The sequence below is a fragment of the Candidatus Eremiobacteraceae bacterium genome, from assembly GCA_036511855.1.
In the GTDB taxonomy this organism is placed as follows: Bacteria; Vulcanimicrobiota; Vulcanimicrobiia; order Eremiobacterales; family Eremiobacteraceae; genus JABCYQ01.
In genome coordinates this window covers 1-26997 of the sequence record DATCBN010000093.1, presented here as the reverse complement: position 1 = coordinate 26997, position 26997 = coordinate 1, and the positions used below count along the sequence as shown (strand labels likewise).

Annotated in this window: 29 protein-coding genes, 1 tRNA gene and 1 other RNA gene; 23 read left to right on the top strand and 8 right to left on the bottom strand. The window is 62.4% G+C overall.

Annotated elements, in window-relative coordinates; translation table 11 throughout:
• Positions 1 to 10 precede the first annotated feature (10 nt).
• The 9 genes from VII69_11820 to VII69_11780 all read left to right on the top strand — a co-directional run bounded on the left by VII69_11820 (position 11) and on the right by VII69_11780 (position 10049).
• The gene (locus tag VII69_11820; GenBank protein ID HEY5095793.1) at positions 11 to 2005 is read left to right on the top strand and encodes a S9 family peptidase; all 1995 of its coding nucleotides are present in this window, start codon (positions 11 to 13) and stop codon (positions 2003 to 2005) included.
• A complete protein-coding gene (locus tag VII69_11815) occupies positions 2002 to 3993 on the top strand; it encodes a S9 family peptidase (GenBank protein ID HEY5095792.1) in 1992 nt (663 codons plus the stop codon). Before VII69_11820 ends, VII69_11815 begins: the two co-directional genes overlap by 4 nt.
• A gap of 5 nt (positions 3994 to 3998) precedes the next feature.
• Entirely contained in the window at positions 3999 to 6026 is a 2028-nt protein-coding gene (locus tag VII69_11810; GenBank protein HEY5095791.1) for a S9 family peptidase, read from the top strand.
• 40 nt (positions 6027 to 6066) lie between these two features.
• Positions 6067 to 6151 (top strand) — tRNA-Leu (locus VII69_11805).
• Between the two features lie 104 nt (positions 6152 to 6255).
• A complete protein-coding gene (gene coxB, locus VII69_11800) occupies positions 6256 to 7341 on the top strand; it encodes a cytochrome c oxidase subunit II (GenBank protein ID HEY5095790.1) in 1086 nt (361 codons plus the stop codon).
• Between the two features lie 18 nt (positions 7342 to 7359).
• Entirely contained in the window at positions 7360 to 9018 is a 1659-nt protein-coding gene (ctaD, locus tag VII69_11795; GenBank protein ID HEY5095789.1) for a cytochrome c oxidase subunit I, read from the top strand.
• A gap of 21 nt (positions 9019 to 9039) precedes the next feature.
• Positions 9040 to 9636 (top strand): cytochrome c oxidase subunit 3, encoded by a 597-nt coding sequence (locus tag VII69_11790; protein ID HEY5095788.1) that lies wholly within the window; start codon positions 9040 to 9042, stop codon positions 9634 to 9636.
• Between the two features lie 10 nt (positions 9637 to 9646).
• A complete protein-coding gene (locus tag VII69_11785) occupies positions 9647 to 9847 on the top strand; it encodes a hypothetical protein (protein HEY5095787.1) in 201 nt (66 codons plus the stop codon).
• Between the two features lie 4 nt (positions 9848 to 9851).
• Positions 9852 to 10049 carry a hypothetical protein gene (locus VII69_11780; protein ID HEY5095786.1) on the top strand — a complete coding sequence of 66 codons (198 nt, stop codon included), beginning with the start codon at positions 9852 to 9854 and terminating at the stop codon, positions 10047 to 10049.
• A 26-nt stretch (positions 10050 to 10075) separates the two neighbouring features.
• On the opposite strand, the gene VII69_11775 is transcribed toward VII69_11780, so the two are convergent.
• Positions 10076 to 10678: a hypothetical protein gene (locus tag VII69_11775; protein HEY5095785.1), complete on the bottom strand. Its 603-nt coding sequence runs from the start codon at positions 10676 to 10678 to the stop codon at positions 10076 to 10078.
• Between the two features lies 1 nt (position 10679).
• Here VII69_11775 and VII69_11770 point away from each other — a divergent pair, with 1 nt between their 5' ends.
• The 6 genes from VII69_11770 to VII69_11745 all read left to right on the top strand — a co-directional run bounded on the left by VII69_11770 (position 10680) and on the right by VII69_11745 (position 15231).
• Entirely contained in the window at positions 10680 to 11504 is an 825-nt protein-coding gene (locus tag VII69_11770; GenBank protein HEY5095784.1) for an SCO family protein, read from the top strand.
• Positions 11505 to 11507: 3 nt separating this feature from the next.
• Positions 11508 to 11696, top strand: coding sequence for a hypothetical protein (locus tag VII69_11765; protein HEY5095783.1), 189 nt, complete (start codon positions 11508 to 11510; stop codon positions 11694 to 11696).
• 95 nt (positions 11697 to 11791) lie between these two features.
• Positions 11792 to 12151, top strand: coding sequence for a carboxypeptidase-like regulatory domain-containing protein (locus VII69_11760; GenBank protein HEY5095782.1), 360 nt, complete (start codon positions 11792 to 11794; stop codon positions 12149 to 12151).
• A 105-nt stretch (positions 12152 to 12256) separates the two neighbouring features.
• Positions 12257 to 13087 carry an IclR family transcriptional regulator gene (locus tag VII69_11755; protein ID HEY5095781.1) on the top strand — a complete coding sequence of 277 codons (831 nt, stop codon included), beginning with the start codon at positions 12257 to 12259 and terminating at the stop codon, positions 13085 to 13087.
• Positions 13087 to 14079 (top strand): D-glycerate dehydrogenase, encoded by a 993-nt coding sequence (locus tag VII69_11750; GenBank protein HEY5095780.1) that lies wholly within the window; start codon positions 13087 to 13089, stop codon positions 14077 to 14079. Before VII69_11755 ends, VII69_11750 begins: the two co-directional genes overlap by 1 nt.
• 6 nt (positions 14080 to 14085) lie before the next feature.
• Positions 14086 to 15231 carry a glycerate kinase gene (locus VII69_11745; GenBank protein ID HEY5095779.1) on the top strand — a complete coding sequence of 382 codons (1146 nt, stop codon included), beginning with the start codon at positions 14086 to 14088 and terminating at the stop codon, positions 15229 to 15231.
• Here VII69_11745 and VII69_11740 read toward each other — a convergent pair.
• The gene (locus VII69_11740) at positions 15228 to 16541 is read right to left on the bottom strand and encodes a gluconeogenesis factor YvcK family protein (protein ID HEY5095778.1); all 1314 of its coding nucleotides are present in this window, start codon (positions 16539 to 16541) and stop codon (positions 15228 to 15230) included. The two genes, VII69_11745 and VII69_11740, sit on opposite strands and share 4 nt — an antisense overlap.
• Positions 16528 to 17403, bottom strand: a complete 876-nt coding sequence (gene rapZ, locus VII69_11735) for an RNase adapter RapZ (protein HEY5095777.1) — start codon at positions 17401 to 17403, stop codon at positions 16528 to 16530. The genes VII69_11740 and rapZ overlap by 14 nt, the downstream gene beginning before the upstream one ends.
• An 83-nt stretch (positions 17404 to 17486) precedes the next feature.
• Between rapZ and VII69_11730 the strand changes: the two genes are divergently transcribed.
• Complete coding sequence (locus VII69_11730) at positions 17487 to 17885, top strand: DUF2203 domain-containing protein (GenBank protein HEY5095776.1); 399 nt, start codon at positions 17487 to 17489, stop codon at positions 17883 to 17885.
• A gap of 90 nt (positions 17886 to 17975) precedes the next feature.
• On the opposite strand, the gene rnpB is transcribed toward VII69_11730, so the two are convergent.
• An RNA gene (gene rnpB, locus VII69_11725) (RNase P RNA component class A) lies at positions 17976 to 18376 on the bottom strand.
• Positions 18377 to 18455: 79 nt separating this feature from the next.
• On the opposite strand from rnpB, the gene VII69_11720 reads away from it, so the two are divergent.
• From VII69_11720 to VII69_11710, 3 genes are read left to right on the top strand one after another with little or no spacing between them, the layout of a single operon-like run.
• Entirely contained in the window at positions 18456 to 21161 is a 2706-nt protein-coding gene (locus VII69_11720) for a zinc-dependent metalloprotease (protein HEY5095775.1), read from the top strand.
• A gap of 24 nt (positions 21162 to 21185) precedes the next feature.
• Positions 21186 to 21548, top strand: coding sequence for a hypothetical protein (locus tag VII69_11715; protein ID HEY5095774.1), 363 nt, complete (start codon positions 21186 to 21188; stop codon positions 21546 to 21548).
• Between the two features lie 49 nt (positions 21549 to 21597).
• The gene (locus VII69_11710) at positions 21598 to 21954 is read left to right on the top strand and encodes a GNAT family N-acetyltransferase (GenBank protein ID HEY5095773.1); all 357 of its coding nucleotides are present in this window, start codon (positions 21598 to 21600) and stop codon (positions 21952 to 21954) included.
• Positions 21955 to 21965: 11 nt separating this feature from the next.
• Here VII69_11710 and VII69_11705 read toward each other — a convergent pair whose 3' ends face one another.
• From VII69_11705 to VII69_11690, 4 genes are all read right to left on the bottom strand, one after another.
• On the bottom strand, positions 21966 to 22214 hold the full coding sequence (locus VII69_11705) for a hypothetical protein (GenBank protein HEY5095772.1): 249 nt from the start codon (positions 22212 to 22214) through the stop codon (positions 21966 to 21968).
• 27 nt (positions 22215 to 22241) lie between these two features.
• A complete protein-coding gene (locus VII69_11700) occupies positions 22242 to 22409 on the bottom strand; it encodes a hypothetical protein (GenBank protein HEY5095771.1) in 168 nt (55 codons plus the stop codon).
• A gap of 134 nt (positions 22410 to 22543) precedes the next feature.
• On the bottom strand, positions 22544 to 22843 hold the full coding sequence (locus VII69_11695; protein HEY5095770.1) for a hypothetical protein: 300 nt from the start codon (positions 22841 to 22843) through the stop codon (positions 22544 to 22546).
• Positions 22844 to 22924: 81 nt separating this feature from the next.
• Positions 22925 to 24151, bottom strand: coding sequence for an MFS transporter (locus VII69_11690; protein HEY5095769.1), 1227 nt, complete (start codon positions 24149 to 24151; stop codon positions 22925 to 22927).
• Between the two features lie 68 nt (positions 24152 to 24219).
• Here VII69_11690 and VII69_11685 point away from each other — a divergent pair, with 68 nt between their 5' ends.
• From VII69_11685 to VII69_11670, 4 genes are all read left to right on the top strand, one after another.
• A complete protein-coding gene (locus VII69_11685; GenBank protein HEY5095768.1) occupies positions 24220 to 24864 on the top strand; it encodes a TetR/AcrR family transcriptional regulator in 645 nt (214 codons plus the stop codon).
• Between the two features lie 103 nt (positions 24865 to 24967).
• Positions 24968 to 25303 (top strand): YciI family protein, encoded by a 336-nt coding sequence (locus VII69_11680; protein HEY5095767.1) that lies wholly within the window; start codon positions 24968 to 24970, stop codon positions 25301 to 25303.
• Entirely contained in the window at positions 25303 to 26592 is a 1290-nt protein-coding gene (locus tag VII69_11675) for a sigma-70 family RNA polymerase sigma factor (protein HEY5095766.1), read from the top strand. The genes VII69_11680 and VII69_11675 overlap by 1 nt, the downstream gene beginning before the upstream one ends.
• Before the next feature lie 132 nt (positions 26593 to 26724).
• The coding region (locus VII69_11670) for a cupredoxin domain-containing protein (protein HEY5095765.1) at positions 26725 to 26997 on the top strand (273 nt) is incomplete at its 3' end.

Genomic DNA, 26997 nt, shown 5'->3' with positions numbered 1-26997 from the left:
AAGTGATCGTATGAGATTTGCCGTCGTTGCCGTCTGCTGTCTGCTGTCAGTCCTCGCGTCGCTGTCTCGTGCGAACGCGCGCATGATAGTGTTGGACGACATGCGCCGCATCGTTGACGTGAGCGAGCCGCAGCTCTCGCCCGACGGAAAGTCCGTCGTGGTGGTGGTCTCGCGTGTGAATTGGGATGAAGACCGGCGCGACTCTTCAGTGGTCTTGATCGATATCGCGACCGGCGCGCAACGAGTGCTCACGCAAGGTCGGGACGACGTCTCGTCGCCGCGTTGGTCTCCGAGCGGCGACCGGCTGGCCTTCATCGCATCCGTCGGCGACGATGACCAATCAACGGATCAGGTATTCGTGCTGCCGATGAGCGGCGGCGACGCCGTCAAGATCACAAAGGCGGCGAACGATGTCGAGCAAATCGAATGGAAGCCCGACGGAACGCAAGTCGCGTTCGTCTGCCAGGACGAGAAGCCGAAGCGCGAAGGGGCCGATCGTTTTCTCGACGGATTCGAAGTGGGCAACAACGACTATCTTCGCAGAGAGGCGTCGCTTCCGTCGCACATCTGGCTCGCCGCGGCCGACGGTTCGAGGTCCAAGCGGCTGACCCACGGCACGTGGAGCCTCTCCACTCCCGACGGCGGCGCCGGCACCGGCATCTCGTGGTCGCCCGACGGAAGCCACATCGCCATCACCAAGCTGCCGAACGCCGTCTACGGAGACAGTGACCCGGCCACCATCGCGATCGTTGACAGCCATTCAGGAGCCATGCAAACCCTAGCGGGCCAGCGCGCGTGGCTGATCGGACCGGAGTATTCGCCGGTAAGTAATCAAATTGCGACGACGTGGTACCGGCACGGAACGTTTGACAGCGACGCAAACGTCGTGGTCCTGCCTCAGAGCGGCGGAAAGGGGACCGTCGCCACGCCCGCGCTCGATCGGAACATCGATTGGTACCGTTGGACGGCGGACGGCGCGGCTCTTTACGAAGCCGGAGAAGACGGTGCCCGGGTTTCCCTGTGGAACGCGCCCGTCGGCGGGCCGGCCAAGAAAATAGCACTCGGTGAAGTGAACTTCGGCAACGATGGGACAGTCGGCAAGAACGGGGCCATCGCGTTCGTGGGAAACACGGCGTCCAATCCCGGCGAGGTGTACTACCTCGCGTCGCCCGACGTGCCGGTTCGCAAACTCACGAACTTCAACGCCGCGACGGAAGCGCTGCAATTGGGCACGGTTCGCGAACTCACGTGGACGGGTACAGGCGGCTACGCAGAAGACGGTATTCTCACCTCGCCGCCGGGCTTCACCGCGTCGAAGAAATACCCGCTGGCGGTCTACATCCACGGCGGGCCGCAAGGTGCGGACGCGATCACGTTCGACCCGCTCGGCCAACTGCTAGCGGCGCGCGGATTCGTGGTCTTCCAGCCCAACTATCGCGGCAGCACGAATCTGGGCGACGCATACCAGCACGCGATCTATCGCGACGGCGGCGACGGACCTGGCAAGGATGTGATGGCCGGCGTCGCTGCGCTGTTGAAGCTCGGCTTCGTGGACGCGTCACGCATGACGGTTTCCGGCTGGTCGTACGGCGGCTACATGACGTCGTGGATGGAAGGGCATTATCCGGTGTGGAAAGCGGCGGTTGCCGGTGCCGCGCTCAACGACTATCCGCTCGACTACACGATAGCGTGGTACCAGGAAGGCGACGCCGCAGACTTCTTCGGCGGGGGGCCATACGATGCGCGGACGAGAGCCATGTGGATAGAACAATCCCCATTGACCTATGCCGATCGCGTCACGGCGCCGACGCTGATCATGGGCGATGTCGGGGACGCCAACGTGCCGATCGTGAACTCCTACGAGATGTATCACGCGCTGAAGGATCATGGCGTCAAGGTGCAATTCATCGCCTACCCGGTGGACGTGCATTTCCCCGGAGATCCCGTGCGAAATGAAGATGTCACACGGCGCTGGATCGCGTGGCTCACGAAGTACGCGAAATGAGGATCCGCATCATCGCGGCGCTCGCCGCCACGTTAGCGTGCATTCCGGCATACGCCGCGCTCGCGCGGCCGCTCGAACTTAAAGATCTGAAAGGCCTGGTCGGGTTATCCGCGCCGGAGATCTCTCCTAACGGGAGGTTCATCGCAGTCATCACGTCGCGCAACGACTTCGAGCGCGATGCCGTGAACAGGGAGTTAGAACTCGTCGACGCGCGCACGGGTGCTGTGCGCCAATTGACGTACGACCGGCGAGACGTCAGCGAGCCTCGCTGGTCGCCGGACGGCACGAAGTTGGCGTTCGTTTCCACCGCCGGCAGCAGCGACGACGCGGCTCCGCAGGTCTGGATCATGCCGATGGACGGCGGCGAGCCAAAAGCGGCGACGAGTGCGAAGAACGGGATCGACGACTACGCTTGGCGTCCGGATGGCAACGCTTTCGCCTACATCGCCGACGACGATCCGCCGAACAAACGCGATATCGACCATCATCTCGACGCGTTCGCGGTGGGCGACAACGATTATCTCGCGCGCGCCGCTCCTCCAACGTCGCAGTTGTGGCTCGTCGCCGCATCGGGCGGCGCGGGTCGCAGGCTCACGCACGACGACTGGCGTTTGAGTTCGCCCTCGTGGTCACCCGATGGGAACCGCGTTGCGGTGACGGCGCAGACTCCACCGGACTCGGGCGATGCCGATCGAACGCGCATCGTGCTCGTCGATATCCGCACTGCTTCCGTCGCCGGGTTGACTGGCCGGACGAGTCTGGAATCGTCGCCGCTGTTCTCTCCCGACGGCCGCAACGTGGCGTACAGTTTCACTGCCGGCAGCTCCGTCGTCGACCAATTCGGGGCATATGTGTCGCCCGCCGCCGGTGGCGCGGGCACAAGCGCGGGCGCAACGCTGGATCGAAACGTCGCGCCGCTTGACTGGATGCCGGATAGTTCGTCACTGCTCGTGATCGGGAACGACGGCGTGAGCGTAGCATTGTGGCGCGTGCCGCTCGCCGGCACGCCCGCACGGTTGCCGCTCGGGGACGTCGCCGTATCCGCGAGCTCGGTGGCAAAAACGGGTGCGATCGCACTCGTCGGCCGCCGTCCTCATGGTCCTTCGGAAGTCTACGTCATGGCCTCGTCCACGTCGCCGCCGCGCCGATTGACGGATCTCAACGCGAAGATCGGGGCACTCGACAGCACCGACGTACGCGAAATCGATTGGACCTTTGAAGGCTTTCACGAGGACGGCGCGCTCGTGCTTCCGCCGCACCCCGTCGCGGGCACCCGGTACCCGCTCGTGGTCATCATCCACGGCGGGCCGACCGCGGCGTCGGGGATGGGATTCGGCGCAGGCGGATTCGGAGGACTCGATCGCGTGCTCGCCGCGCACGGCGATGCGGTGTTCGAGCCTAACTACCGCGGCAGTGACAATCTCGGCGCGAAATATCAAGAGGCGACCATCGGCGATCTCGGCGCCGGACCCGGCCGCGACATCATGGCCGGCATCGCAGCGGTCGAAAGCCAGGGTTTCGTCGATTCTTCGAACATCGCGGTCGGCGGGTGGTCCGAGGGCGGATGTCTCACCGCATGGCTCATCACGCACTACCACGTGTGGAAAGCCGCGGTCGCGGGGGCAGCGGTCACCGATTGGGCGTCCGAGTACAATCTTTCCGACGCGCTCTACTACGAACGCGCTATCGCGGGCGAAGTTGGACCCTGGACCACGCAAGGCGAGCAGCTCTACCGCGCCGAGTCGGCGATTTCGGAAGCGGCGGGCGTGAACACACCCACGCTCATACTCTCCGACACCGGCGACTTTCGCGTACCCACTCCGCAAGTGTACGAGTTCTACCACGCGCTCAAAGAGACCGGAGCGCCGGTCCAATACGTGGCGTACCCGGTGACGGGCCACTTCCCGCGCGATCCGGTTCGAACGTTCGACATATTCCAACGCTATGCCGATTGGTTCGGCAAGTATCTTTCCATGACGGCGAGGTAAGAGCGGTGAAAGCGCGCGAGCGATCATTCTTCGCATTCGCGGCGATGGCCATTATGTGCTTCGTCGCTCTCTGGCCGGCCACGGCGTCGGCCCGAGCGTTGACTTTCGACGATCTGCGCAAGGGCGTTAGTCTGAACGATCCTCAGATCTCGCCGGACGGCAAACAGATCGTGCTGCTCGTGAGCCGGCCCGATTTCGCAAAGGATACGTTCAAGAACGAACTAGTTTTGGTCGACGTCGCGAGCGGCGCGATGCGGTCGCTCACCCACGACCGTGCCGGCCTTGGCTCGCCGCGCTGGTCGCCCGACGGCGCGACTCTTTCGTTTCTTGCGTCCGTTACGGACGGCTCGGACGAAGAAGAGCAGCTCTTCAGCATGCAGATGGCAGGCGGCGATGCCCAGGCGTTGACGCACGCGCCGAACGGGGTGCAGCAATTCGCGTGGAGCCCGGACGGATCGAAGATCGCGTACGTCACCCAAGATGACGCGCCCGACAAGGCAGCGATCGCAAAGCATCACGACGGATTCGTCGTGGGCGACGGCAATTATCTTGGACGGGCAGCAGACGTCCCGTCGCATATCTGGATCGTCAACGCCGACGGCACCGGCAACCGCCGGCTGACGAGCGGTTCGTGGAGCGTGCCGGCGAGTGAGCCGCCCGGGCCGCCCGGTTCGCCGCTATCGTGGTCGCCGGACGGCGCGCAGATCGCGATCACGAGGTTGCCGAACGCCGTGTATGGCGACTATTCTCAGGGGTACGTCGCCCTCGTCGACGTTTCGAGCGGCAACGTGCATGCGTTGACGGCGCATGGGAAGTACGAGGGCATCCCGCAATTCTCGCCGGATGGCGCACGGGTCGCGTATTGGTATCCGCGCGATGGCGATGTCAATGGAGAGAACGAGATCTATGTCGCGCCGGCGGCCGGCGGAAACGGCGACGACGCCACCCGCGCGATCGATAGCAATCTGCAGCGTGCGATCTGGATGCCCGACGGGAAAACCCTCTTGGTCGGCGGACATGCGGGCACCCGCGCCGCGATGTGGCTGCAGCCCGTCAACGGAACGCCGCAGCGCATCGACACCGGCGACGTCAATCCGAATCAACCGTACTGGATGGATGCGAGCGTCGGGCGCGATGGCTCGATCGCCTTCATCGGCACGACCGCTGCGCACCCAAGCGAGCTCTACTATATGGCCTCCGCCTCGGCGGCGCCGAAACGGCTCACCGCCAACAACAGTTTCGTCGACGGGCTCGATCTGGGCAGTGTCGTCGACATAAAATGGCAGAGCGAAGGATTCGACGAGGACGGCGCCGTCACGCTGCCCCCGGGATACGATCCCGCCAAGAAATACCCGCTGGTGCTCGTCATCCACGGCGGCCCCAATTCGGCCTCGCTGACATCGTGGAGCTCTACATCGCAACTGCTGGCCGCTGCCGGATGCATCGTCTTCAACCCGAATTATCGCGGCAGCGACAATCTGGGCGAGACCTATTGGCATGCCATCGTCAACGATGCCGGCGCCGGCCCGGGCCGCGACGTCATGGCCGGCATCGCAGCCGTCGAGGCCGCGTATCCGGTGGATCAGTCGCGCATCGCCGTGAGCGGATGGTCGTACGGCGGCTACATGACATCGTGGATGGAAGCTCACTATCACGTGTGGAAGGCGGCGGTGGCAGGCGCGGCCGTGAACAACGAAGTCGACGAATACGCGCTGTCCGACAACAACGTCTCCGTCGCATTCGGCTTCAACGGTCAGACGCCGTGGAGCGCTGCCGGCGCTGCCGCGTATGCGGCGCAATCGCCCATCACCTACGCGACCGCGATCGATACGCCCACGCTCATCATGAGCGACGTCGGCGATGCGCGCGTGCCCATCACACAATCCTACGAGATGTATCATGCGCTCAAAGATCGTGGCGTCACCGTTGAGTTTTGGGCATATCCAGTGAGCGGACACTATCCGGGAGATCCGGTGCGCGCCGAAGACGTGCAAAAGCGTTGGGTGGCGTGGCTGCTGAAGTACATGCACTAGGGGATTGAGGTCGTGGTGCGAAACCACGCCGTCATCCATGGCCGAAGTGGCGGAACTGGCAGACGCACGCGACTCAAAATCGCGCGAGGTAACCCCTCATGTGGGTTCGATTCCCACCTTCGGCAGTGCGACTATTTCCGCAGCGTGGCCGGCGGGCAAGCCTAGGATGAGTCCGCGCGGGCGTGTAATTTCGGCAAGAGCAAACTAGTTTGCAGAAAGCGCTAAAGCGTTGAGCCAGGAACCCGGCGACTACCGGATCGATAGCGGCTTTTGGAGAGCCGTTATCGTCATGGGCGTCATCAGCGCGCTCGGCATGTGGGGCGTGGTCGTCTTTCCGATCGACCACTTTCTCAAGGAGGCCGCGCAGCCTGCCGGCGATATCGACTGGCTCTTCCGGTTCATGTCGTTCTTCAGCGTGCCCATCCTCGTCTACGTCAATGGCTTCCTGATCTATTTCGCCATTCGTTACCGCAAGCGCCCGGCCGATTCTATGGAAGCGGTCGGCTCGCCGATACACGATCATCACGCGCTTGAGGCGTGGTGGACTGCCATCCCGGCGGTGCTCATGCTCGCGCTCGGTTTGCTCAGCTACAGAGTTCTGCCCGAGTACTACGGGGCGCAAGCTTCGACGGTCACGATGGAGGCCATCGGGCACAAATGGGATTTCGAATTCCGCTATCCGGGTTTGAAGCAGTCGGTGTACAACGACCTCTACTTGCCGGTCAACGTGCCGGTGACGATGGACATCACATCGTCGGAGGTCAAAGAAGAAGACGCCGTCATCCACTCGTTTTGGGTCCCCGAGTTCCGGGTGAAACAAGACATGGTTCCCGGCATGGTCGTGCCCATTCATTTCACGCCGGACGTCGTCGGGACGTACAGGATAATCTGCACCGAGTTCTGCGGTCTCGGCCACTCCGACATGTGGGGCAAAGTGCACGTGGTCTCTCAGTCGGATTTCGACGCGTGGTTCTCCAAACAACAGCATCAGGCAGCATCGGCCGGCCCGTCCGTGCAGCTCAATCACGGTGACGCGGCCGCCGGCCAAGCGCTCTTCCAGCAGAAGTGCTCGACGTGCCACAATGCCGCGCCGTTCGACCAGAAGAAAGTGGGGCCGGGTCTGGCCGATCTTTTCGACGATCCGAAGCATCCGATGCTCGTCGACGGCAAGAAGGCCGACCCCGCCGATGCGGCCGCGATTCTCGAGAAGGGCTACTCGGGTGTCATGGGTACCATGCCCAACATGCAGGCCAACGGATTGAGCCCCGCCGACATCGCAAACCTCATCGCGTACCTGCAGACGCTGCGCAAGTAGAGGACGAACTAGAAGAACATGGCAGTCGCCGACGTAGCCCACGCCCCCATCGGGCATATCCATCCGCCGCCCGAGACGTTCGTCCAAAAATATGTCTTCAGCTTCGATCACAAAGTGATCGCCGTCCAATATTTCATCACCACGGGGCTGTTCTTCGTGCTTGCCGGTCTGCTCGCCGAACTCATGCGGGCGCAGCTCGCCGGACCCAACAATCACGTCTTAAGCGTTACCACCTACAACGAAGCGTACACCGTGCACGGCTCGGCGATGGTCTGGCTCGTGATCATTCCCGTATTGACGGGTGCGTTCGGCAACCTCGTCATGCCGTTGCAGATCGGCGCGCGCGACGTCGCGTTTCCGTGGCTCAACATGTTCAGCTTCTGGCTCTTGCCGCCGGCGGGCATATTTCTGTTCGGCAGCTTCTTGCTCGGCGCGCCGGAAGCGGGCTGGACGGAATATCCGCCGATCAGCCTGCAAGAGCCGGCTGGGACGAGCATGTGGTGCGTCGCCATCTTTTTGATCGGCGTCTCGAGCACGATCACCGGCATCAACTTCTTGGTCACGATCATCAAGATGCGCGCGCCGGGCATGACGTGGACGCGCATGCCGCTCTTCGTCTGGGCCACCGCGGTCACCGCATTTCTCTCGTTCATCGCCACCGCGAATCTCTCGGCGGCGCTCGCGGCGCTCTTCATCGAGCGCGTCTTCAACGTGCCGTTCTACGATCCGTCGCGCGGCGGGAGCCCAGTGGTCTGGCAGCACGTCTTCTGGTTCTACTCGCATCCGGCCGTGTACATCATGATATTGCCGGCGTTCGGCATCGTCTCTGAGATCATCCCGACGTTTGCGCGACGGCCCATCTTCGGCTATAAAGCCATCGCCTACTCGTCCACGGCGATCGGGCTCATGTCGTTCATGGTGTGGGCGCACCACATGTTCACGAGCGGTCTTGCGCAGTGGGTGCAGCTGCCGTTCATGGCGCTCACCATGCTGATCGCCGTCCCCACCGGCATCAAAGTATTCAGCTGGGTGGCAACCCTGTGGGCGGGGAAGATCCGGCTGGCCTCGCCGCTGCTGTTCGTGCTCGGATTCCTATCCACGTTCACGTTCGGCGGCATCACCGGCATCTTCTTGGCCTCGGTACCCGTGGACATCCACGAACACGCGACGTATTTCGTGGTGGCGCACCTGCACTACGTGCTGTTCGGCGGCAGCATTTTCGGCATCTTCGCCGGGTTGTATTTCTGGTGGCCGAAGATGACGGGCCGCATGCTCGACGAGCGCCTTGCGAAGCTGCATTTCTGGCTTATGTTCGTGAGCTTCAACGCCACCTTCTTGCCCATGCATTGGATCGGACTGTTCGGGATGCCGCGCCGGGTCGCCACATACGATCCCATCTACGGCGAGACGAATCTCTTCATCTCGATCTCGGCCTTTGTGCTTGGGGCGTCGTTCATCGTCTTCGCGTATAACGCGCTCAAGAGCGCGATGAACGGCGAAGCGTCCGGGCCTAACCCCTGGGGTGCCCGCACTCTCGAATGGATGATCCCCTCCCCGCCGCCGTACTACAACTTCGACCGCATTCCGATCGTGCTTGCCGGACCCTACGACTACGGCCAGCCGTTGCCGTATCGCGATGTGCCGCCGGAATACCTCACCGCCAGGCCGCTTCACTAGACGAAGGAAGACGCATCGACGATGGCAAGCCACGCCCTGACGATGGACGACGCGCAATACTCCGAACAGCGGGATCACCGCCTGCTCGGCTTTCTGCTTTTTCTGATCAGCGACTGCATCATCTTCTCGTCGTTCATCTTCACGTATCTCTATCTGCGCAGCGCGGCGCCGGTGTGGCCCCCGCCGGGCGTCAAGCCGGCGGATCTTTATATGGCCGGCGTCAACTCCATCGTGCTGTTCGGAAGCGGCGCCACGATGCACTTCGCCATGGAATCGTTCAAGCACGGCAAGCATCTGAAGTTCTATTGGTGGCTGCTCGGAACGATCGTGCTCGGCTCCATGTTCTTGGGCGGTCAAGCCATCGAATACACGAATCTCATCCATGAGAGCACGCTCTGGGCCGGCAGCATCTACGGCGCGTCGTTCTTCACGCTCACCGGTCTCCACGGCTTTCACGTGCTCATCGGCGTGTGTTTCCTTGTCGTCGTGCTCAATCAGACTTTGTCGGGCACCTATACGCAAGCGCGCTATTTCGGTCTAACCGCCGCTTCGCTGTACTGGCACTTCGTCGACGTCATCTGGGTAGCGCTGTTCAGCATCCTGTACGTGTGGCGCTAGGGGGAAGGATATGGACCTCGCAGCCATCGAGCGCCTCATAGCGCTCATCGGAGCTCTCGTGGTGGGCGGAGCTGCGCTTTGGTCGTTGCGATTGGAGTGGCCCAAAAGCGGCCTCGACGATCACGTGACGAAGGTCATGCTCGCGTTGCTGGCGCTAGGCTGTTTCATCGTCATACTCGTGGCCACTCGCGTGCTGCAGGGAATCGCGTAGGAGAATGGCCATGCGTTCGAACGCCGTCATCGCCGACATTCCGCAGAGCCGCGGCATGCCCGTGGTGGTTCAAGTCTTCTTTGCGATCGGACTTGTGATCGTATTCCTCATGGGCGGCATTTCAGCGTTCAACTCAAAGGAGTTTCATCACTGGCCCGCCGTTGATTCCGCGAAGGTGCCGCTATCGGGGAGCTTTCCGTAGGGACCGCGGCTTCGTGTCGCGCGGGTTCACCGCAGCGGCCGGTTGGCGCCTACACCGAACGCCGGAAAATCGGTGGGCAATATCCCGGTCGGCCGGCCATCGATCGCGTGCAGGCCGCCGTACTCCGTGAACTCCAACTGAGCGGCGCGAAGCGTGTGTTGATACTCGACCGGCCCGCGGGCGGTCCACTCGCCTGCGACACGCCGGTCCGCCGTGATCGCAGCCACGTACCCGCAGTCGCCGCGCTCGGAGAAATCATCCGGCCCGCGAGTGCGCAGATAACCGTCGACGATGAAGATGGGCTCGTATGTCTGTCGCAACGCGCGCAGCGGTTCGCTGACGAGCCATGCGGCATAGACGAAGAATGCAGCCGCGACCGGGATGAAGATCAAGGCGATCGGCAATTCGGTGTGAACCGGCTGCCCGTCGTCGATGCTCACGCGAAGCGCGAGTGCCACGGCAACCCAAAGCAGTATGCCACCGATCGCGGCGGGCTCCAACGCGGTCACGGCCCGGCCGACGACACCCCGGATGACGACGCGCCGTTCGGCGGTGCGCCATGGCCGAAAAGCGAGAATCCGGCGGCGCTCGGCGGAAGAAAGGGCGTGAGGGGTGAAGGTGAGGTCCACGATGCGCGCATTCGGTGATCAAAGCCACACTCCCCGGGCGCACGCGATGCGATTCGCGCAGGCAGTCATCGCCGCACTTGCGCTCGCCGGCGGTGTCGGGACCCGCGCAGATGCAGCCGCTCAATCCGGTGCGAATCCGTTTGCAGGCGCGCCGGTTCGACCACTCGCGGCCGGCGACCGTATGCCGGACAGCCAATTTCTCGATCAAACCGGCGCCGTGCGCACGTTCGCCGATTTTTACGGCAAGACCGTCGTCGTCGGGTTCGTCTACACGAGTTGCAAGGATGAATGTCCGCTCATCACGCGCAAGTTCGGCTCGCTCGAGACGCTCTTGCCCCCTGAAAGTTTTCATCTCATCGAGATCTCGATCGATCCGGCGCACGACACGCCGCGCGTCCTTGCCGCGTACGCGCACCGCTACGGCGTGAACGCCGCGCGCCGCACGCTCCTGACGGGAACGCTGGAAGCAGTCACACGCGCTGAGCGCGAGCTCGGCGTGTCGGCGATCGACGACGGGCGCGGTACTATCGTCCATAATTCCCGCACGGTCGTCGTCAACGCCGACGGCCGCATCGCCGACTTCATCGATGAAGCGGGCTGGACGCCGGACGACGTCGCGGCCGATGCGAAAGGCGCTGCCGGCATGGCGGCAAATCCATTGGATCGTATGGATTTGGCACTCGGGCGAACGGTCGCCTACGTGTGCGGCGGGGTCGTCAACGGCCGGGCAGGTCTTGCGGACTTGATCGCGGTGCTCGCTATCTTCGGGCTTTCAGCTTGGGCGATGGTCTGGGTTTCGCGCAAGATGTTTTCGGGGACATCCTAAGCAGTGGCGAAAAAGGAGCTGCCGGCAGCGGAGCATCCGCAGTGGGACTACGGCGTGCTCACCGGCGAATCCAAGACCAAAGCGTGGCTTGACGAAGTTCAGCAAGCGCTGAACGACGGTTGGGAACTCGTCCACTTCGGTCAGTACAACGCGACGTACAATGTGGCGATCATTCGCCGGCCTAAAGAATGACCGGGAATCCGCGCGGGACTGACGGGAACCAGCCGGAACGCCGTTACGTATATCCGTCGGTGGATCGATGGTCTCGAAAAGGAGCGGCTGGCTTCATGCGTCATGCGTTTATTCTTGCGGCACTCTGCGCGGCGGTCACATCGCTCGCGGGATGCAACACCGGCAACGGTGGACCCGTAGGACAGGGCAACTACGGCACCGTTTTTGGCACCGTGACCGACAGCGTCACGGGCAAACCGATCGCCGGGGCGAGCATCGTCATCTCGATGGTCATCAATCCCCACACCGATTCCAACGGAATGTACCGGGTCACGGGGGTTCCGCTAGATTCCCCCGGATTAGACGAATCGGTCGTTGCGAGCGATGCCGGCTACCAAACGCAGACGAAAAGCGTCCATGTGGCCGCCGCCGGCCAGCAGTACGAGGTCGATTTCCAACTCGTCGCGATCCATTAGGGGCGTTTCGCTAGAAGGAACCGCCCCGAGAACCCATGAACTCTGTCCCGTTCCTGTAGCCTGGCGCCACCTGGACGGCGTACGGCATTGGCGTGGAGGACAATAGTGGCGTTATCTTCCGGCGATATGCCCACCGGCCCAAAGCAGCGCGGCGAGTCTAAAGTCAACTCGGTCGACCGGGCCCTCGTCATTCTCGAATATCTCGGTACGCAGACCAAAGAGATCGGCGTCCGCGAGCTCGGTCAGGCGATCGGCCTCTCCAAGAGCAGCGTCCACCGCATCCTTCAGACCCTCCGAGCACGGGGATTCGTGAAATGGAACCCCGACAACGCTCGCTACTCTCTCGGCATGCGCGCTTTTGAAGTCGGCTGCGGCATCTTGCGCTCGATGGAGGCGCACGCGATAGCCAAGCCCCACCTCGAGCAACTGGTCAACGCGCTGGGCGAGACGGCATTTCTCGGCGTGATCGACGACGCCGAACTCGTCTACATCGACAAGATCGACGGCCGCCGCTCGGTGCGCATGTATGCGGATGTCGGAGCCCGGCGGCCCCTGCATTGCACCGGCATCGGCAAGGCCCTGCTCGCGCACCTCGAGCGCCCTGAGATCGACCGCATTCTTGCGGCCAAGCCGCTCACCCGGTATACGAAGAACACCATCACCGACCCCGATCTGCTGCGCCAGGATCTCGAAAAGGCCCGGCGTCAAGGCTACGCCGAGGACAACGAAGAGATCGAAGAGGGGCTCTATTGCGTGGGTGCGCCGCTGTTCAACTATTCGGGCCGCCCCATCGCCGCGATATCTGTCTCGGTCCCGAAGATCGGCGCGCAAAACGTGCAGAAGGACCGCATCATCAAGCACGTGGTCCAAGCGGCGCAAGAGATCTCGGCGAAGCTCGGCTACACCGGCCGGCCTAAGACCAACACGATTGGCTGATGGCAAAGCCGGAGGTCTTCGTCAGCCGCGTCATTCCCGACGTCGGACTCGAGTTATTGCGCGCACATTTCGATGTAGACGTGTGGCCGCACGACCGGGCGCCGACGCGCGATGAGCTGATCGCGTCGTGCAAAGGTAAGGACGCGCTGGTCTGCCTCGTCACCGAAAAAGTGGACGGCTCGGTTCTGGCCGAGATGCCGTCGGTGAAGATCATCGCCAATGTGGCGGTCGGATTCGATAACCTCGATGTGCAAGCCGCCACCGCCGCAGGGGTCGTCATGTCCAACACGCCTGGTGTGCTCGACGATACGACAGCGGATCTCGCCTTCGCGTTGCTGATGGCGGCGGCTCGCAGGCTGGGCGAAGCCGAGCGCGTCATGCGCAGCGGCACATGGGATGGATGGGGCATCATGCAGCTCATGGGCCAAGACATCCATCACGCCACGTTGGGCATCGTGGGCTTCGGGCGGATCGGACGAGGCGTCGCGCGCCGGGCCGCGGGTTTTGGCATGCAGATCATATACACCGACGCACAACCCGTGCCGCCTGAGGTCGCGGCGGAGCTGCATGCCCGGTTTGTGAGCATGGACGAGCTCCTCGCGATGGCGGATTTCGTAACCCTGCACGTGCCGTTGATGCCGAGCACCCACCACCTCATCAATGCAGCCGCCCTTGCAAAGATGAAGAAGACCGCGGTGCTCGTGAACACGTCACGAGGTCCGGTGGTCGAAGAAGCGGCCCTCGCCGAGGCCTTACGCACTGGCGTCATCGCTGCCGCCGGTCTCGATGTCTACGAGCACGAACCTTCAATATCGCCGGCGCTCGCGGCCCTCGAAAACGTCGTGCTCCTGCCGCACATCGGCAGCGCGAGCGTCGCGACGCGCGGTAAGATGGCCGAGATCGCGGCGCGCAACGTCATCGCATTTTTCGCGGGTGAGGCGCCGCCCACCGCGCTCAATCCCGAGGTGCTGGGCCGCGCTGCGAAGGCGTAGCCGCCCGTGCGCATCGTCGTCGCCCCGGACAAGTTCAAAGGTTCGATGACCGCTCGCGCCGCGGGCGAAGCCATGGCTCGCGGTTTGAAGCGCGCGTTCACGGCAGCGCAGATCGACGTCGTGCCTGTCGCTGACGGCGGAGACGGTACGGCCGATGTGTTGGTGGATGCGCTCGGCGGCAAGCTTGAGACGCTCGACGTCCGGGGCCCGGATGGAACGATCGTCAGCGCGACGTTCGGTTTGCTTCCCGGGGATAGGGCCGTGATCGAACTTGCGCGAGCGAGTGGTCTTGCGCTCATCGCCTTTGGAAAAAACGATCCGCTCGCCGCGTCCACCTATGGAACGGGCCAGCTTATCGCTGCCGCGATCGATGCCGGCGCGAAGCACGTCATTTTAGGAATCGGCGGATCGGCGACCAACGACGGCGCAGCAGGGGCGCTTACCGCGCTTGGAGCGATCTTTTCCGATGCTACGGGCAGGCCGCTGCCGCCGGGGGGCGCGGCGCTTGCCGAGTTGGCTGAGGTCGACGCCGCACCGTTGGCTTCCCGCCTCCGTGGGATTTCAATCGACATCGCCTGTGATGTCGCTAACCCGTTGTGTGGCGACAACGGCGCGTCCGCCATTTACGGACCGCAAAAGGGCGCCGGTCCGAGCGACGTGCGCAGCCTGGACAGCGCGCTCGCGCACTACGCAGACGTCGTCGAGCGCTCGATCGGAGCGCGCGTCCGAGACGTTCCGGGTGCAGGCGCCGCGGGTGGGGCCGGCTTTGGTTTCATGGCGTTGGCAGGTGCGAGACTGCGCCCGGGCGCGGATCTTGTCTTGGAAGCGCTTGCATTTGAACGGCGGCTCGAAGGGGCGGACCTCATCGTGACGGGCGAAGGACGTCTGGACCGTCAGACGCTCGCCGGAAAGGCGCCCTACGCCGTGACGCAGGCGGGCCGCCGCCGCGGCGTGCCCGTCGTCGCCATCGTCGGATCGCTTGGCTGCACCGCGGAGGTTTTCGAAGAGCTCGGCCTCACTTCCGCGATCAGCATCATCACCGAGCCGATGACGCTCGAGGAGGCGAAACTGCGGGCCGTGCCGCTGACCGAAGATGCGGCGGAAAGGCTTGGCCGAGCGATCGCGCTCGAGTTCGGCCGCCCTTCGATTTAGGTGACCGACGCGCCGATCACATCGTTGATCAGCTTGATGATCGCGCCCCCGACGCGCCCCGGATCGTGGCGCAAGAATTCTGTTTCGGACAAGAACTTGCCGGGCACGGGCGTGACGCCGAGCGACGCGATCGCATCGAAATCCGGTGCGACGGCGAACGCGCGCGTTTTCTCGTACACGCGCAGGAGCCTGTGCGGTTGCTCGACATTGACCAAGGCGTAATCCATGAGCCGGAGATGGGTCGTGCTCACGAGCGCGCGCACGTGCTCGCTCGCCGACATGCCGTCGGTTTCCCCAGGCTGCGTCATGATGTTGCAGATGTAGACCTTGACTCCGCGCGACCGGACGATCGCCTCGGCGATTCCGTGGACGAGAAGGTTCGGCATCACGCTCGTATATAGGCTGCCTGGTCCGAGGATGACCGCATCCGCAGACTCGATCGCTTCGATCGCTTCGGGAAGCCCTTGGCATTCCGCCGGAACGAGACGCACGTTCTTGATGCGCGCCGTCGAGCGCGAGATCGTGGATTCGCCGCGCACTATTGATCCGTCTTCGAGCTCCGCTTCCAGCGCGACGTTGGCGAGCGTTGCGGGCAACACGCGGCCCTTGATCGCGAGCACGCGGCTGCTCTCTTTTATGGCCTGGTCGAAATTGCCGGCGATCCCGCACATGGCCGCGATGAAGAGATTGCCGAACGAGTGCCCGGAGAGCCCATTGCCGTCGTGGAAGCGGTACTGGAACAGATCCGTCATCATCGACTCGCTGTCGGCGAGCGCGACGAGACAATTGCGGATGTCGCCCGGCGGCAGCACGCCCAGCTCCTGCCGAAGCCTGCCGCTCGAACCGCCGTCGTCGGTGACGGTCACGATCGCCGAAAGGTTCGACGTATACGACTTCAGACCGCGCAGCACCGTGGACAGGCCCGTGCCGCCACCAACGACCGCGATTCGAAGTCCGCGGTTCAACCGGCGAGCTTCGTAGATCGTCTCGATCAGACGGGCTCCGGCCTCCGGCCGAACGGCGTAGACGATCGAGCGCATCCACTGGCGCACGCCGAAGAAGACGAGCGCTGCGCCAATGAACATGAACAGCCATTGGAGCGCGGGTCCCGAGACGTACGGCAAGATGACGTGGTCGATCGACTGATTGATATGGAAATTGTAGAAATGGGCGTCGAGGACCCTGCCGAAGCCGTCGAGGAAGAAAAAGCCGCCGATCGCCGCCACCGTCAGCCATCGTTTCAGATGCATCCCGGGCGACAGCCAATGGCGGAGGCGGTCGAGTGTGCCGCTGGACCTAGACTTTGGCATCGCGGCGCTCCACGAACGCCTGAATTCCCTTTTCCATCAGATGTCTGACGAGATCGTTCGCGAGATACACCGAACGATGACGGCCGCCCGTGCATCCGATCGCGATGGTGAGATGCGCCTTGCCCTCGGCGATGAATTGCGGCAGCAGAAAATCGAGGAACTTATAGAGCTCGACCTTGAACGATTGCGCCTCGGGGACGGCGTCCAAGAACGCGATGACTTTCGGATGGCCGCCGTCGAGCGGCTGCAGTTCCGGCACGTAGTTCGGGTTCGGCAAGAAACGCACGTCGAAGACAAGATCCGCATCGAGCGGGATGCCGTGTTTGAATCCAAACGCGACGACCGAGACCGTCATCGGGTTGGTGTGCGACGAGCTTCCTACCGCGTGTCCGAGCTTCTCCTTGAGCGCCGAGAGCGTGAGTGATGACGTGTCGATGATGAGGTCTGCCGCGTCGCGGACGGACTTGAGCTCCTCGCGTTCGGCGATGATGCTGTCGATGAGCCGGCCACCGTCCGCGAGAGGATGCTTGCGTCGCGTCTCCGAGAACCGGCGCACGAGCACTTCGTCGCTGGCATCGAGGAAGATCAGCCGGTAGTCGACGCCCTGTGCTTTGATCGCCTGCAGTTGGTCGAGCAGATCGCCGAAGATCTCTTCACCGCGGATGTCGAGCACTAAGGCCGCTTTGCGCAGGCTGCGGCTTACGTCGACCAATTCGGCAAATTTCGGGATGAGACCGGCAGGCAGGTTGTCGACGCAAAAGAAGCCGAGGTCTTCGAGGCATTTTGCGGCCTGGCTCTTGCCCGCGCCGGATACGCCGGTGACGATGACAAATTGCTTCGTGGATGCGGAATCGGGCGTCACGATTCTTAGTATTTGCCGCCAGCCGGAGGTTGCCCCGCCGGGAGAGAAGAGCGGACGGGGTAGTCGACACGGAGGATTGTTGGGTGAAAGTGTTTCGCCTCGAAGAGGCGTCTGCTTTGCTGCCGGTGTTGCGACCGCTCATCGAAGACTTGGTGAGCAAGCGCCGTGACCTAGCCATAAAACTGCTGGAGGCACAGACCGCGAAGCTCATGATCGCCGATGCCGGCGGGGTGCAGCGCGCGGCGGTGCAAGATGCCCAGGCGCAGGAGATGCAGGCCGAGCTCGTCGAGTTGATCGAACGCATTCAATCCCACGGATGCGTCGTCAAGGATCTGGATCTAGGCCTGCTCGATTTTCCGGCATTGCGCGGGGGTCAGCTCGTTCATCTTTGTTGGAAGATGGACGAGATCGAGATCGGATTCTGGCACGGCATCGACGAAGGCTTTTCCGCCCGCAAATCGATTTCTCGCCGCCGCAAGTAATCAAATCACATCCGTTTATTGTACTAGGGCATGCATCGCTTGCCCATTTGGGCGAGCGGGGCCGACCGTAAAAAGTCGGCCCCTACAATCGTATCGAGGCGCGCCTGTAAGCCGGGTTCTGTGCGCGCGCCGCGCTTGCGCACGACGCTGCGGCGATCATCTCTCTGCGGCGTCCGTCGCCGGACGCCTGATGCGACGATGTGTGGGAAACGAGCGGGCCGCTCGCGCCGCCGAGGCGGCGAATCCCAAGCCGTCTTGCTCCGGGTGGGGTTTGCCCGGCCGGCGTCTCTCGACGCCGCCGGTGCGCTCTTACCGCACCATTTCACCCTTACCGAAATCCGATCGAGTAAACCCGATCGGTCCTCGGCGGTTTGTTTCTGTGGCACTTTCCTTCGGGTCGCCCCGACAGGCCGTTAGCCGGCACCCATGCCCTGCGGAGCCCGGACTTTCCTCAAGCCTCTTGCGAGGCCCGCGATCGCCCGGCGCGCTCGACCCGCACAGTATAGCACAGAGCGCCTTCAAAGAAATCATCCGCCGGCCGTCGTAGGTATTGCTCTCGGAGGAAATGCATTGCGGTTCTTGGTCCAAACGGCGCTTGTTGTAGCCGGCGTCTGTTCCTTGATGCTCTGCGATGCGCCGTCGCGAAGCCTTGCGTTGCCCACGCCGATTCCGACGGCGTCGCCTTCCTCGAGTCCCGCCGTTGCCGTCACGGCGAGCCCATCCGCGGCCCCAAGTTCTATTCCGACGGCGATTCCGACGCCCGCGGACGAAGGGCAGATGAGCTTCGACCGGTTCTCCGACGGCGCCACTCCCCAGCCCGGGTTGTTCACCGTCTGGCGCAAGCATGGACGCGTGTATCTCGAACTCGCGCCTTCACAACTCGACCGCACATTCATGGTCGCGCCGATTCTTGCAAGCGGACTGGGCGAAGGGCTATTTTCGGGCATCGATTTCGATACGATTCTCGTCCAATTCCATCGGGTCGGTGACGAGATTCTCATCGAAGCGCAAAATCCGTTCGGCAAGGCGCGCGAAGGAAGTCCGCAACAGCGCGCAGTGGCTCTCTCCTATCCCCCATCGGTGCTCGATGCTCAGGCGGTCACCGCCGTTGACCGGCGCACGGGCGGCATCGTCTTCTCCGCTGATCTGTTTCTCTCCGACCTCGAAGACTTGAGCGATGGGATCAACGGACCGGCCGGGCCCGGAGGTTCGCCCGTCCGCTACCGCCTCGATCCTCGCCTGACCTATTTCGGACCCTCGAAATCTTTTCCGCGGAACATCGACCTCGAGGCCGACTTGACGTTTACGTCGTCGACGCCGGGACCGATCGATACGGTGCCCGATGCGCGCAGTCTGTTCGTACGCCTAAGCTATAGCGTGACGGATCTGCCTGACGACGGCTATCGGCCGCGGCTAGCGGACGACCGCGTGGGCTACTTCGTCACCGCCCGCCGCCAATACGACGACCCCAATGGTCCGACGAGCTTCGTGCGCTACATCAATCGCTGGAATCTGCAGAAGACCAACCCGTCGGCTCGCGTCTCGCCGGCGAAGAATCCGATCGTCTACTACATCGCAAACGACGTACCGCTCGAATACCGGGCGCCGATCCGCAACGCACTGCTGACGTGGAATCGTGCGTTCGCGGCCATCGGCATCACCGACGCCGTGGAGGTGCGGCAGCAGCCCGACGATCCGTCCTGGGACCCCGACGACATCCGGTACTCGGTCGTTCGTTGGGTGGTCAGTCCGGGCGCAGCGTTTGCCTATGGGCCCTCGCTCGTCAACCCGCTCACCGGCGAGATCTTCAGAGCCGACATCGTGATCGACGGCAACCTCGTGCGAAGCGGCGCGGATACGTATGAGAATTTCGTCGATCCGAATCACGTCGCCGCGCAACTGACCGACAGCGCGTGTTCCGCTCAAGAGTGCGATTACGGACAAGGCGAGCAGCAGCAGCTCGCATGGGGAGAGCTTGCGCTCGGCCTCGACGGCCGCTTTGGCGCGTCCGGCATCGCGCCTTCGTCGTTCACCAGCGCGTTCGTTCAATCCATCGTGCTGCATGAGTCCGGCCACAACTTGGGTCTGCGTCACAACTTTGAGAGCTCTACGATTTATCCGCTGGCGCGGTTGCACGACTCGAAATTCACCGCCGCGCATGGCCTGGTCGGCTCGGTGATGGAATATACGCCGCTCAATCTCTCCCCGCATGGCCAGCCGCAGGGCGCTTACTTTCAGACCACGCTCGGCCCGGCCGACTACTTCAGCATCAAGTACGGCTATCAACCGCTTGCGGGCCGGTCACCGGATGACGAACGGCCGGCGCTCAACGCGATCGCCTCTAAAGCCACCGCGCACGACTTGATCTATGCCACCGACGAAGACAACCAATGGTCCGACGGCTTTGCCACCGATCCGCGCGTGGGCACGTTCGATCTCGGCGCCGATCCCCTCGCGTTCGTCCAAAATCAGCTCACCATCGACCAGCGTCTGTTTCGAACTCTTACCCAACGTCTGCCTCGTGAGGGCGAAAGTTACGAGTCGACCCGCTACGGCATGCTCGTGGCGATGAACAATTGGTTCCGTACGGCGGCGTATGCGACCCATTTCATCGGCGGCGAGTACTTCACAAGAAATCATCGCGGCGATCCGAACGCCAAACCGCCGTTCGTGCCGGTGGCGCGATCGGACGAGCGTCGCGCTTTCGGAATGTTGACGCAATACGTGTTCGCCGACGACGCCTTCACGTATCCGCCGGCGCTGCTTCAACGACTCGGTTCGGACCGGTTCAGCCACTGGCAAAGCGATCCCAATGCGAGCGGCCGGCTCGACCTGCCGGTGGACGAGTTCGCGCAAGCATATCAGTCGATATTGCTGCGCCAGATGTGGCAGCCGACCGTGCTGGCGCGCCTTGACGGTATCCAAGCGGTCGCGTCCAGTCAGGATCAGACCATGAGCCTCGCCGACCTCTTCGACTGGACGGACGACGCGGTATGGGGTGATCTCGGCACGGCAGGGCTGCATGATGTGCCGGCGGTTCATCGCGCGTTGCAACATCACTATTCAGAAATGCTCGTGAACATGATGCTGCATCCGGAACTCGGCACGCCAAGCGACGCCCGCGCCCTCGCGCGTCACCATCTCGCGTGGCTGCGCGACCGGCTCGACTCGACGCTCGCTCAACGAAGACTTGATGAAGTGACGCAGGCGAATTTCGAGGATATCCGGACGGAGATCGGGCAAGCTCTCAACGCGACGACGCTGTCAGGCCAATAGCCAAATGGCGGAAAACGAGACCAAGTGAACCGGACGAGAATCGCGCTTGCGTCTATCGCAGCGCTAGGCATAGTCTTCGCGCCCGGCATCGCGACGGCGGCGCGGGCAGATTCTCCGCTTGCACCGGTCCGCCGGTCCATCGACGCGGGCAACGCGAAATTCTTGAAAGCGCCGGAGGCCGGCGACGCCAAAGCGTACGCAGCCTTATTCGCGCCCGACGGTATCGAACTTCCATCGGGTGGCGGGGACATCACGAAAGGCCATGCCGCCATTGAGGCGGATGAAGAGGGCGGGGCTGGACGGTACTTCGAGATCTGGGAAAAGCAGCCCAGTGGAGCTTGGCTGATCAAAGTCGACTGCGGTTATGCCGACAAGTACAAACGTTAGGTTTGCAGCGGCCGATGATGCGGCATACATGAAAGCCTTGGATGCGCTAGTGCCCGGGAGACCTCGTAGCCGCGCTTGGTACGACGGTGTGGTGAGCGCGGGTGAAGCACTTGTCGCGACGCTCGAGGACAAGTTCGCCGGCTTTGCGATCCATCACCGGAACTTTTTCGAGCGCGATTTCCTCTCGCTCTTGGTCGTCGAGCCGATGTGCCGGCGGCGCGGCGTGGCATCGGCGCTGCTGGCGGCCGTCGAAGCGCGCTGCGACAACCGGGAGCTGTTCACGTCGACCAACCGGTCAAATGCGGTGATGCTTGCGGCGCTTGCGCGGTGGGGATTTATTTCGTCAGGACGGATCGACAATATCGACCCGGGCGACCCCGAGCTTGTGTTCTTGAAACGCTTTTAGCCGGCGGGCCCCTACCCGAGTTTTCGACCTGGGATCACTGCGGCTACGAACGCGAGACCACCCACCACGATGAGCACGATGCTGCCGACGTATTGGGTTTTCGCGTCGGCGCAATCACGGGCCGATGCCGGATCCAACGCCCGGATAATGCCGCCAATCGTGGACTTGCATGCCGCATAGTTGTCGGACGAATGGACGTAAAGCGCGATTCCAATGGCGACCAGCACGATGGCAACGGCCAGCGTCGCGAACCGGTTCATGGGCAGCCGCTGTCGTTTGCGATTTTCTCAGCGCCGCGACGGATTTGAGAGATTCACGATCGGTCCAGACCGCCCGGTGCCGTTCACGGTCTGTTCCACAGCGGGCATATCTATCTTCAACAACTCTCGCAAGCGCCCGGCCAGCAGGCAATCGGTGCACAGCCGAAATTCGCCGAGCTGATAAACCTCAGACACGTCAAGATCGCAAGTATGGCAAGTCGGCATGATCGCATCCTTCTCATCTGGCGGAAGGTGGAACGGATGCGTTGTTAGGCAGCGTCTGGCCTGGTCCTTCCGGGCCGGCCGTTAGGACCGGCGGACGAGACGGTTCACGCGCTTAGAGTGGTGTCCATCTCACGTACATGTTCGATGGCCGAGTAGTATGCGTGATCGAGCGCGCAAATGGCTCTCTCCGCGAGAGCCAATGGCAGATTTGCGTTGCGGATTAGATCGATAGCGCGAATCCGAGTCCCGTCGAGCCGGCTGCCAAAAGTCAAATCGGACGAGCCGATGTGGATATCTTCGTCACGTGTGGCTCGGGCCCACGCTTCTTCCGCAACGGTTGAACGCTCTTGCGTTCGGAACAATTGCGCAGAAACCGTTTTATAAACGTGCAACAGTGTGGTCAAGGCGCCCCTCCTATATCACAACAGAGTCATTTCATCCGGGGCGGCGAGTTCCTTCGGACCCCGAGGCCAGACTTATGGACGTCAGGCTATCTCGCGGACCGATTTCGTGGCCGAGGCGATTGCGGTCGCGAACAACATCAGCGCGCCGGCGCCGGCGAACATCGCGACGACGCTCCACTTCACCGCGATGCCCGCGATAAGCAAAGACAGCGGGGCGAGCCCCACGGCTGCGAACATCAGAACACTCGTCGCTCGACCGAGCATTTCGCGTTCAACACGTTGTTGAAACCACGCAAGAATATGAACGTTAAGAAAGCCGGCGGCCGCACCCATCGCGATAAGCACCGCAGCCACAACCGCCACTTGGGTCGCTAGACCCAGGACTCCCGTGCACAACGCGAGCAGCGCGCTGACGACGAGCATCGCGACGCCCCGGCTGCGAGGTCTGTAGATGCCGGCAAGGACAAGACCCGCGAGCGAGCCGAGCGCCGCCGAAGAGACGAAGACACTGAACGCGACGGGCGATGCAAAGTTGTGTCTCGCGATCCAGACCAATCCGACCGAGAATGTTCCGGACAGACAGAAGTTCAGCGCCGCGGCGAGGATGAGCATCGAGCGCATGGCAGGGTCGCTGTTGATGTAGGCCAGCCCGTCTCCGATCGAGTCGAGCAATTTCTTACCGCCTGTCGCGGCCCGCGCTCGCGGCGGATCGGGGAGATTCCACAGCGCGCCGATGATGAAGAAAAAGCTGATGGCATCGATGAAGAACGCCCAGGCCACGCCGAGTGCCTTGATCACGAGACCGGCCGGAGCTGGGCCCACTATGGTTGCGAGCTGCTGTGTGACTTGATTCACCGAGATCGCCGCCGGCAGCTGATCGCGGTCCACGAGCGACGGCACAAGCGTCTGCGCCGCGGGCCCGGCGAACGCGTCGGCAACGCCGAACACGAATGCAAGCACGTAGACGTGCCAGATCTGGATGGCGTGGAACCAGATAAGGACTCCGGCGAACGCGACCGAAAACGAACGCACCGAAGTGCTCGCCATCCAGACCAACCGTGGCGATAGGCGGTCGCTCACGGCCCCTCCCACTAGCATAAGGAGGGCCAGCGGAATCGTCGCCGTCATCATGATCGTTCCCAATACTAGGCTAGAATTCGTCAATTGAAGAACGAGCCACGGAAGGGCGACGAGATAGTATTGATCTCCCAAGTTGGAGACCGTCCGGCCGATCCAAAGCAGCCTAAATTTAGGGTTGCGAAGCGGGTGCGCCGCACGGACCGGCGCATCCAGGATTGCCGTCGCCATAATGTGAATGTAAACCCACATTCACATTTTGTCAAGACCCATTTATCGCGCGCGGAAAGAAATGGACGATGCTGAAGAAGACGATGGCCCCGAAACAGGAGCGCAGCCGGGAGTCGCTCCGCCGACTGATCGCTGCCGCTCGCGCGATTCTGAACGAGAAAGGCTTGGATGGGGCAACGGTTCCTCGGGTCGCCGCTCGTGCCGGACTTTCTCCCGCTTCGGTCTACCGGCGGTTCCCCGATAAAGACGCGCTGATGAGGAGCGTCGTACTTGAGACCTTGCAGAACTACGACGAAGGAAACGAAGCGGTTCTAACGCCGAAATTGGCGAAACGCGGATCGCTAACGACGTTCGCCGAGAAAATAGTCGAACAATCATTGATCGGTCACCGGAAAAATGCCGGAACGTTGCGCGCGATGACGCAATTCATCCTGGCGCATCCCAGCACCGCGTTCAAGAAGAAGGCGGCGCAGATCAGCATTCGTTCGCTCAACCGCGTCGCCGATTTCCTACTCCTCAAGCGGAAAGAGATGAACCATCCGCGGCCTGAAGAAGCCGTGCCGTTCGCTTTGACCGTCGTGGGGTTCGTCTTGCAGGAGATCGTCGTGCTCGACGCCTTGCCCGAAGTTCAGGACCCCAGACTGCCCAAAAACGACGCCGACCTAGTCCGGGAACTGACACGCGTGCTGTTGAGCTACCTCGGGGTGTCGTAGAAGGGCGGTCCGGGTTGACGGTGAGAAAGTTGTCCGGTGCGACGGACCTCACCCGTCTAAGGTTCGAGGTGCCAATCAGGCGCCAATCCAAGGAGGACCGACCATGAGTGAGTTCGTGTTCCTATACCGCGGTGGTGAGCGATCGAATTCGCCGGCAGAGGGCGAAAAGGTTATGCAGAAATGGGTCGCGTGGATGACGGAGCTGGGCCAAAATGGCCACATGAAGGATCGGGGTCAACCGCTCGAAGAGACGGGCAAGGTCGTGCGCGGCAAGCAGAAAGTCGTGACCGACGGTCCGTACACGGAATCCAAAGATCTCGTGGGCGGCTATACCTTGATCGAGGCCAAGGATCTCGCGCAGGCGGCGGAACTATCGAAAGGATGCCCCATCTTTGAAACGGGAGGCCTCGTCGAGATTCGCCCTGTCATGGAGATGTAGTGGAACCTGGAGAACATCTCTTTCGCCGTGAGGCGGGGCGCATAACCGCCGCCCTCACGCGCATTTTCGGGGTACATAACCTCGCGCTGGTAGAAGACGTCGTACAAGACGCCTTCTGCCGCGCCCTCGAGACCTGGAAGATCCGAGGCGTTCCCGACAACCCGTCCGCGTGGCTTTTGACCACTGCAAAGCGCCGCGCCATCGATGTGTTGCGGCGCGAGCGCACCGCCCGCACTTTTGCGCCGGAGCTCGAGCGCCGGCTCGAAAGCGAGTGGACGCTCGTGCCGACCGTCGAAGAGATGTTCGGAGCGAATGCGATCAAAGACGATCAACTTCGCATGATGTTCTCCTGCTGTCAGCCGCGATTGTCCGAACAAGCTCAAGTGGCACTCGTCTTGCATCTCCTTTGCGGATTCAGCGTGAACGAGATCGCAAGCGCGTTCCTCAGCGGCCATTCGGCGATAGAAAAACGGATCACACGCGCGAAGAAGGTTTTGGCCGGATCGAAAAGGCTGTTCGACCTCGCAGATCGCGACTTCGCGACGCGCCTTTCCGCCGTACACCGGGCTTTGTATCTCCTGTTCAACGAGGGTTACCACGGAGCATCCGCCGAGTCTGCGGTGCGAGTCGAGCTGTGCCGCGAGGCGATGCGTCTAGGATCCTTTCTCCTCGATCAACCACTCGCGGCTATACCCGCGACCTATGCGCTGTGTGCGCTGATGTATTTCTACGCGGCGCGATTGCCGGCGCGTGTCGATACTGCGGGAAACCTGAGTTCGCTCTTCGATCAAGATCGATCGCGGTGGGATCCAAACCTCCTCGCAAATGGCAAGACGCTGCTCGAGCTGTCGGCCAGCGGGTCGGAACTTAGCGAATACCACGTCGAGGCGGCGATCGCGTCGGTGCACGCGAGTGCGCAGCAAGCCGAGGACACCGACTGGCGCAGGATTGTCTCGCTGTACGACGCGTTGATGATCGTTAGGCCTACTCCAGTCGTGGCGTTGAACCGCGCGATCGCCATCGGGCAGCTCGATGGGCCCGATCGCGGACTCGAAGAGATACGCGCGATCGCCGACAGCGATCGTCTCGCTGGTTATCCGTTTTACTCCGCAGCATTGGGCGAACTCGAACTTCGAAATGGAAGACGCGAAATCGCTCGCGACCACTTTCGCGCCGCGCGCGGGCTAGCACGCAATCCGATGGAACGACGCTTTCTCGAACAGCGAGTCGCAGCTTGCGACGATGACAGTGCAGAGAACTCGTCTGAAGGTGCGATTCGCTCACGATAAGCCTAAAGTTATAAGGCATCTGCTACTTCGCATTAGCCGATCCATCACATAAGGATTTACAGTCCGCCAAGCGAGAATAGCATTGGGTCGGCGACGTATGTGCTGAGACGTCCGACTCTTAGGAGATGTATCATGCAAACGTTCTTGATGCGACGTCGAATCGGCTTAGGTGCAGCTATCGCGCTCGCGGTCACCGCAGCCCTGTTGCCCGCAGCGACGGCCCTGGCCCATCCGTCGATCGATATCGCTGTAGCTAACTGGAAGTTCACCCCCGCCAAGATCACGATTCCGGTCGGCGAGCCCACCACGCTGCGTCTCACCACCACATCGGGCGTCCACGGCATCAAATCCGACGACCTGGGCATTCCGATGACCACGATTCCCAACGGCAAGGTCATCGAAGTG

What these genes read in the sequence shown, in the direction of transcription:
- VII69_11820 (HEY5095793.1), top strand. Translation starts at nt 11, where the DNA reads ATGAGATTTGCCGTCGTTGCCGTCTGCTGTCTGCTGTCAGTCCTCGCG.
- VII69_11750 (HEY5095780.1), top strand. Translation starts at nt 13,087, where the DNA reads ATGGCAAAGCCGGAGGTCTTCGTCAGCCGCGTCATTCCCGACGTCGGA.
- VII69_11705 (HEY5095772.1), bottom strand. Translation starts at nt 22,214, where the DNA reads ATGAACCGGTTCGCGACGCTGGCCGTTGCCATCGTGCTGGTCGCCATT.
- VII69_11785 (HEY5095787.1), top strand. Translation starts at nt 9,647, where the DNA reads ATGGACCTCGCAGCCATCGAGCGCCTCATAGCGCTCATCGGAGCTCTC.
- VII69_11680 (HEY5095767.1), top strand. Translation starts at nt 24,968, where the DNA reads ATGAGTGAGTTCGTGTTCCTATACCGCGGTGGTGAGCGATCGAATTCG.
- VII69_11760 (HEY5095782.1), top strand. Translation starts at nt 11,792, where the DNA reads ATGCGTCATGCGTTTATTCTTGCGGCACTCTGCGCGGCGGTCACATCG.
- VII69_11685 (HEY5095768.1), top strand. Translation starts at nt 24,220, where the DNA reads ATGCTGAAGAAGACGATGGCCCCGAAACAGGAGCGCAGCCGGGAGTCG.
- VII69_11790 (HEY5095788.1), top strand. Translation starts at nt 9,040, where the DNA reads ATGGCAAGCCACGCCCTGACGATGGACGACGCGCAATACTCCGAACAG.
- VII69_11690 (HEY5095769.1), bottom strand. Translation starts at nt 24,151, where the DNA reads ATGGCGACGGCAATCCTGGATGCGCCGGTCCGTGCGGCGCACCCGCTT.
- ctaD (HEY5095789.1), top strand. Translation starts at nt 7,360, where the DNA reads ATGGCAGTCGCCGACGTAGCCCACGCCCCCATCGGGCATATCCATCCG.
- VII69_11780 (HEY5095786.1), top strand. Translation starts at nt 9,852, where the DNA reads ATGGCCATGCGTTCGAACGCCGTCATCGCCGACATTCCGCAGAGCCGC.
- VII69_11770 (HEY5095784.1), top strand. Translation starts at nt 10,680, where the DNA reads ATGCGCGCATTCGGTGATCAAAGCCACACTCCCCGGGCGCACGCGATG.
- VII69_11815 (HEY5095792.1), top strand. Translation starts at nt 2,002, where the DNA reads ATGAGGATCCGCATCATCGCGGCGCTCGCCGCCACGTTAGCGTGCATT.
- VII69_11740 (HEY5095778.1), bottom strand. Translation starts at nt 16,541, where the DNA reads ATGCCAAAGTCTAGGTCCAGCGGCACACTCGACCGCCTCCGCCATTGG.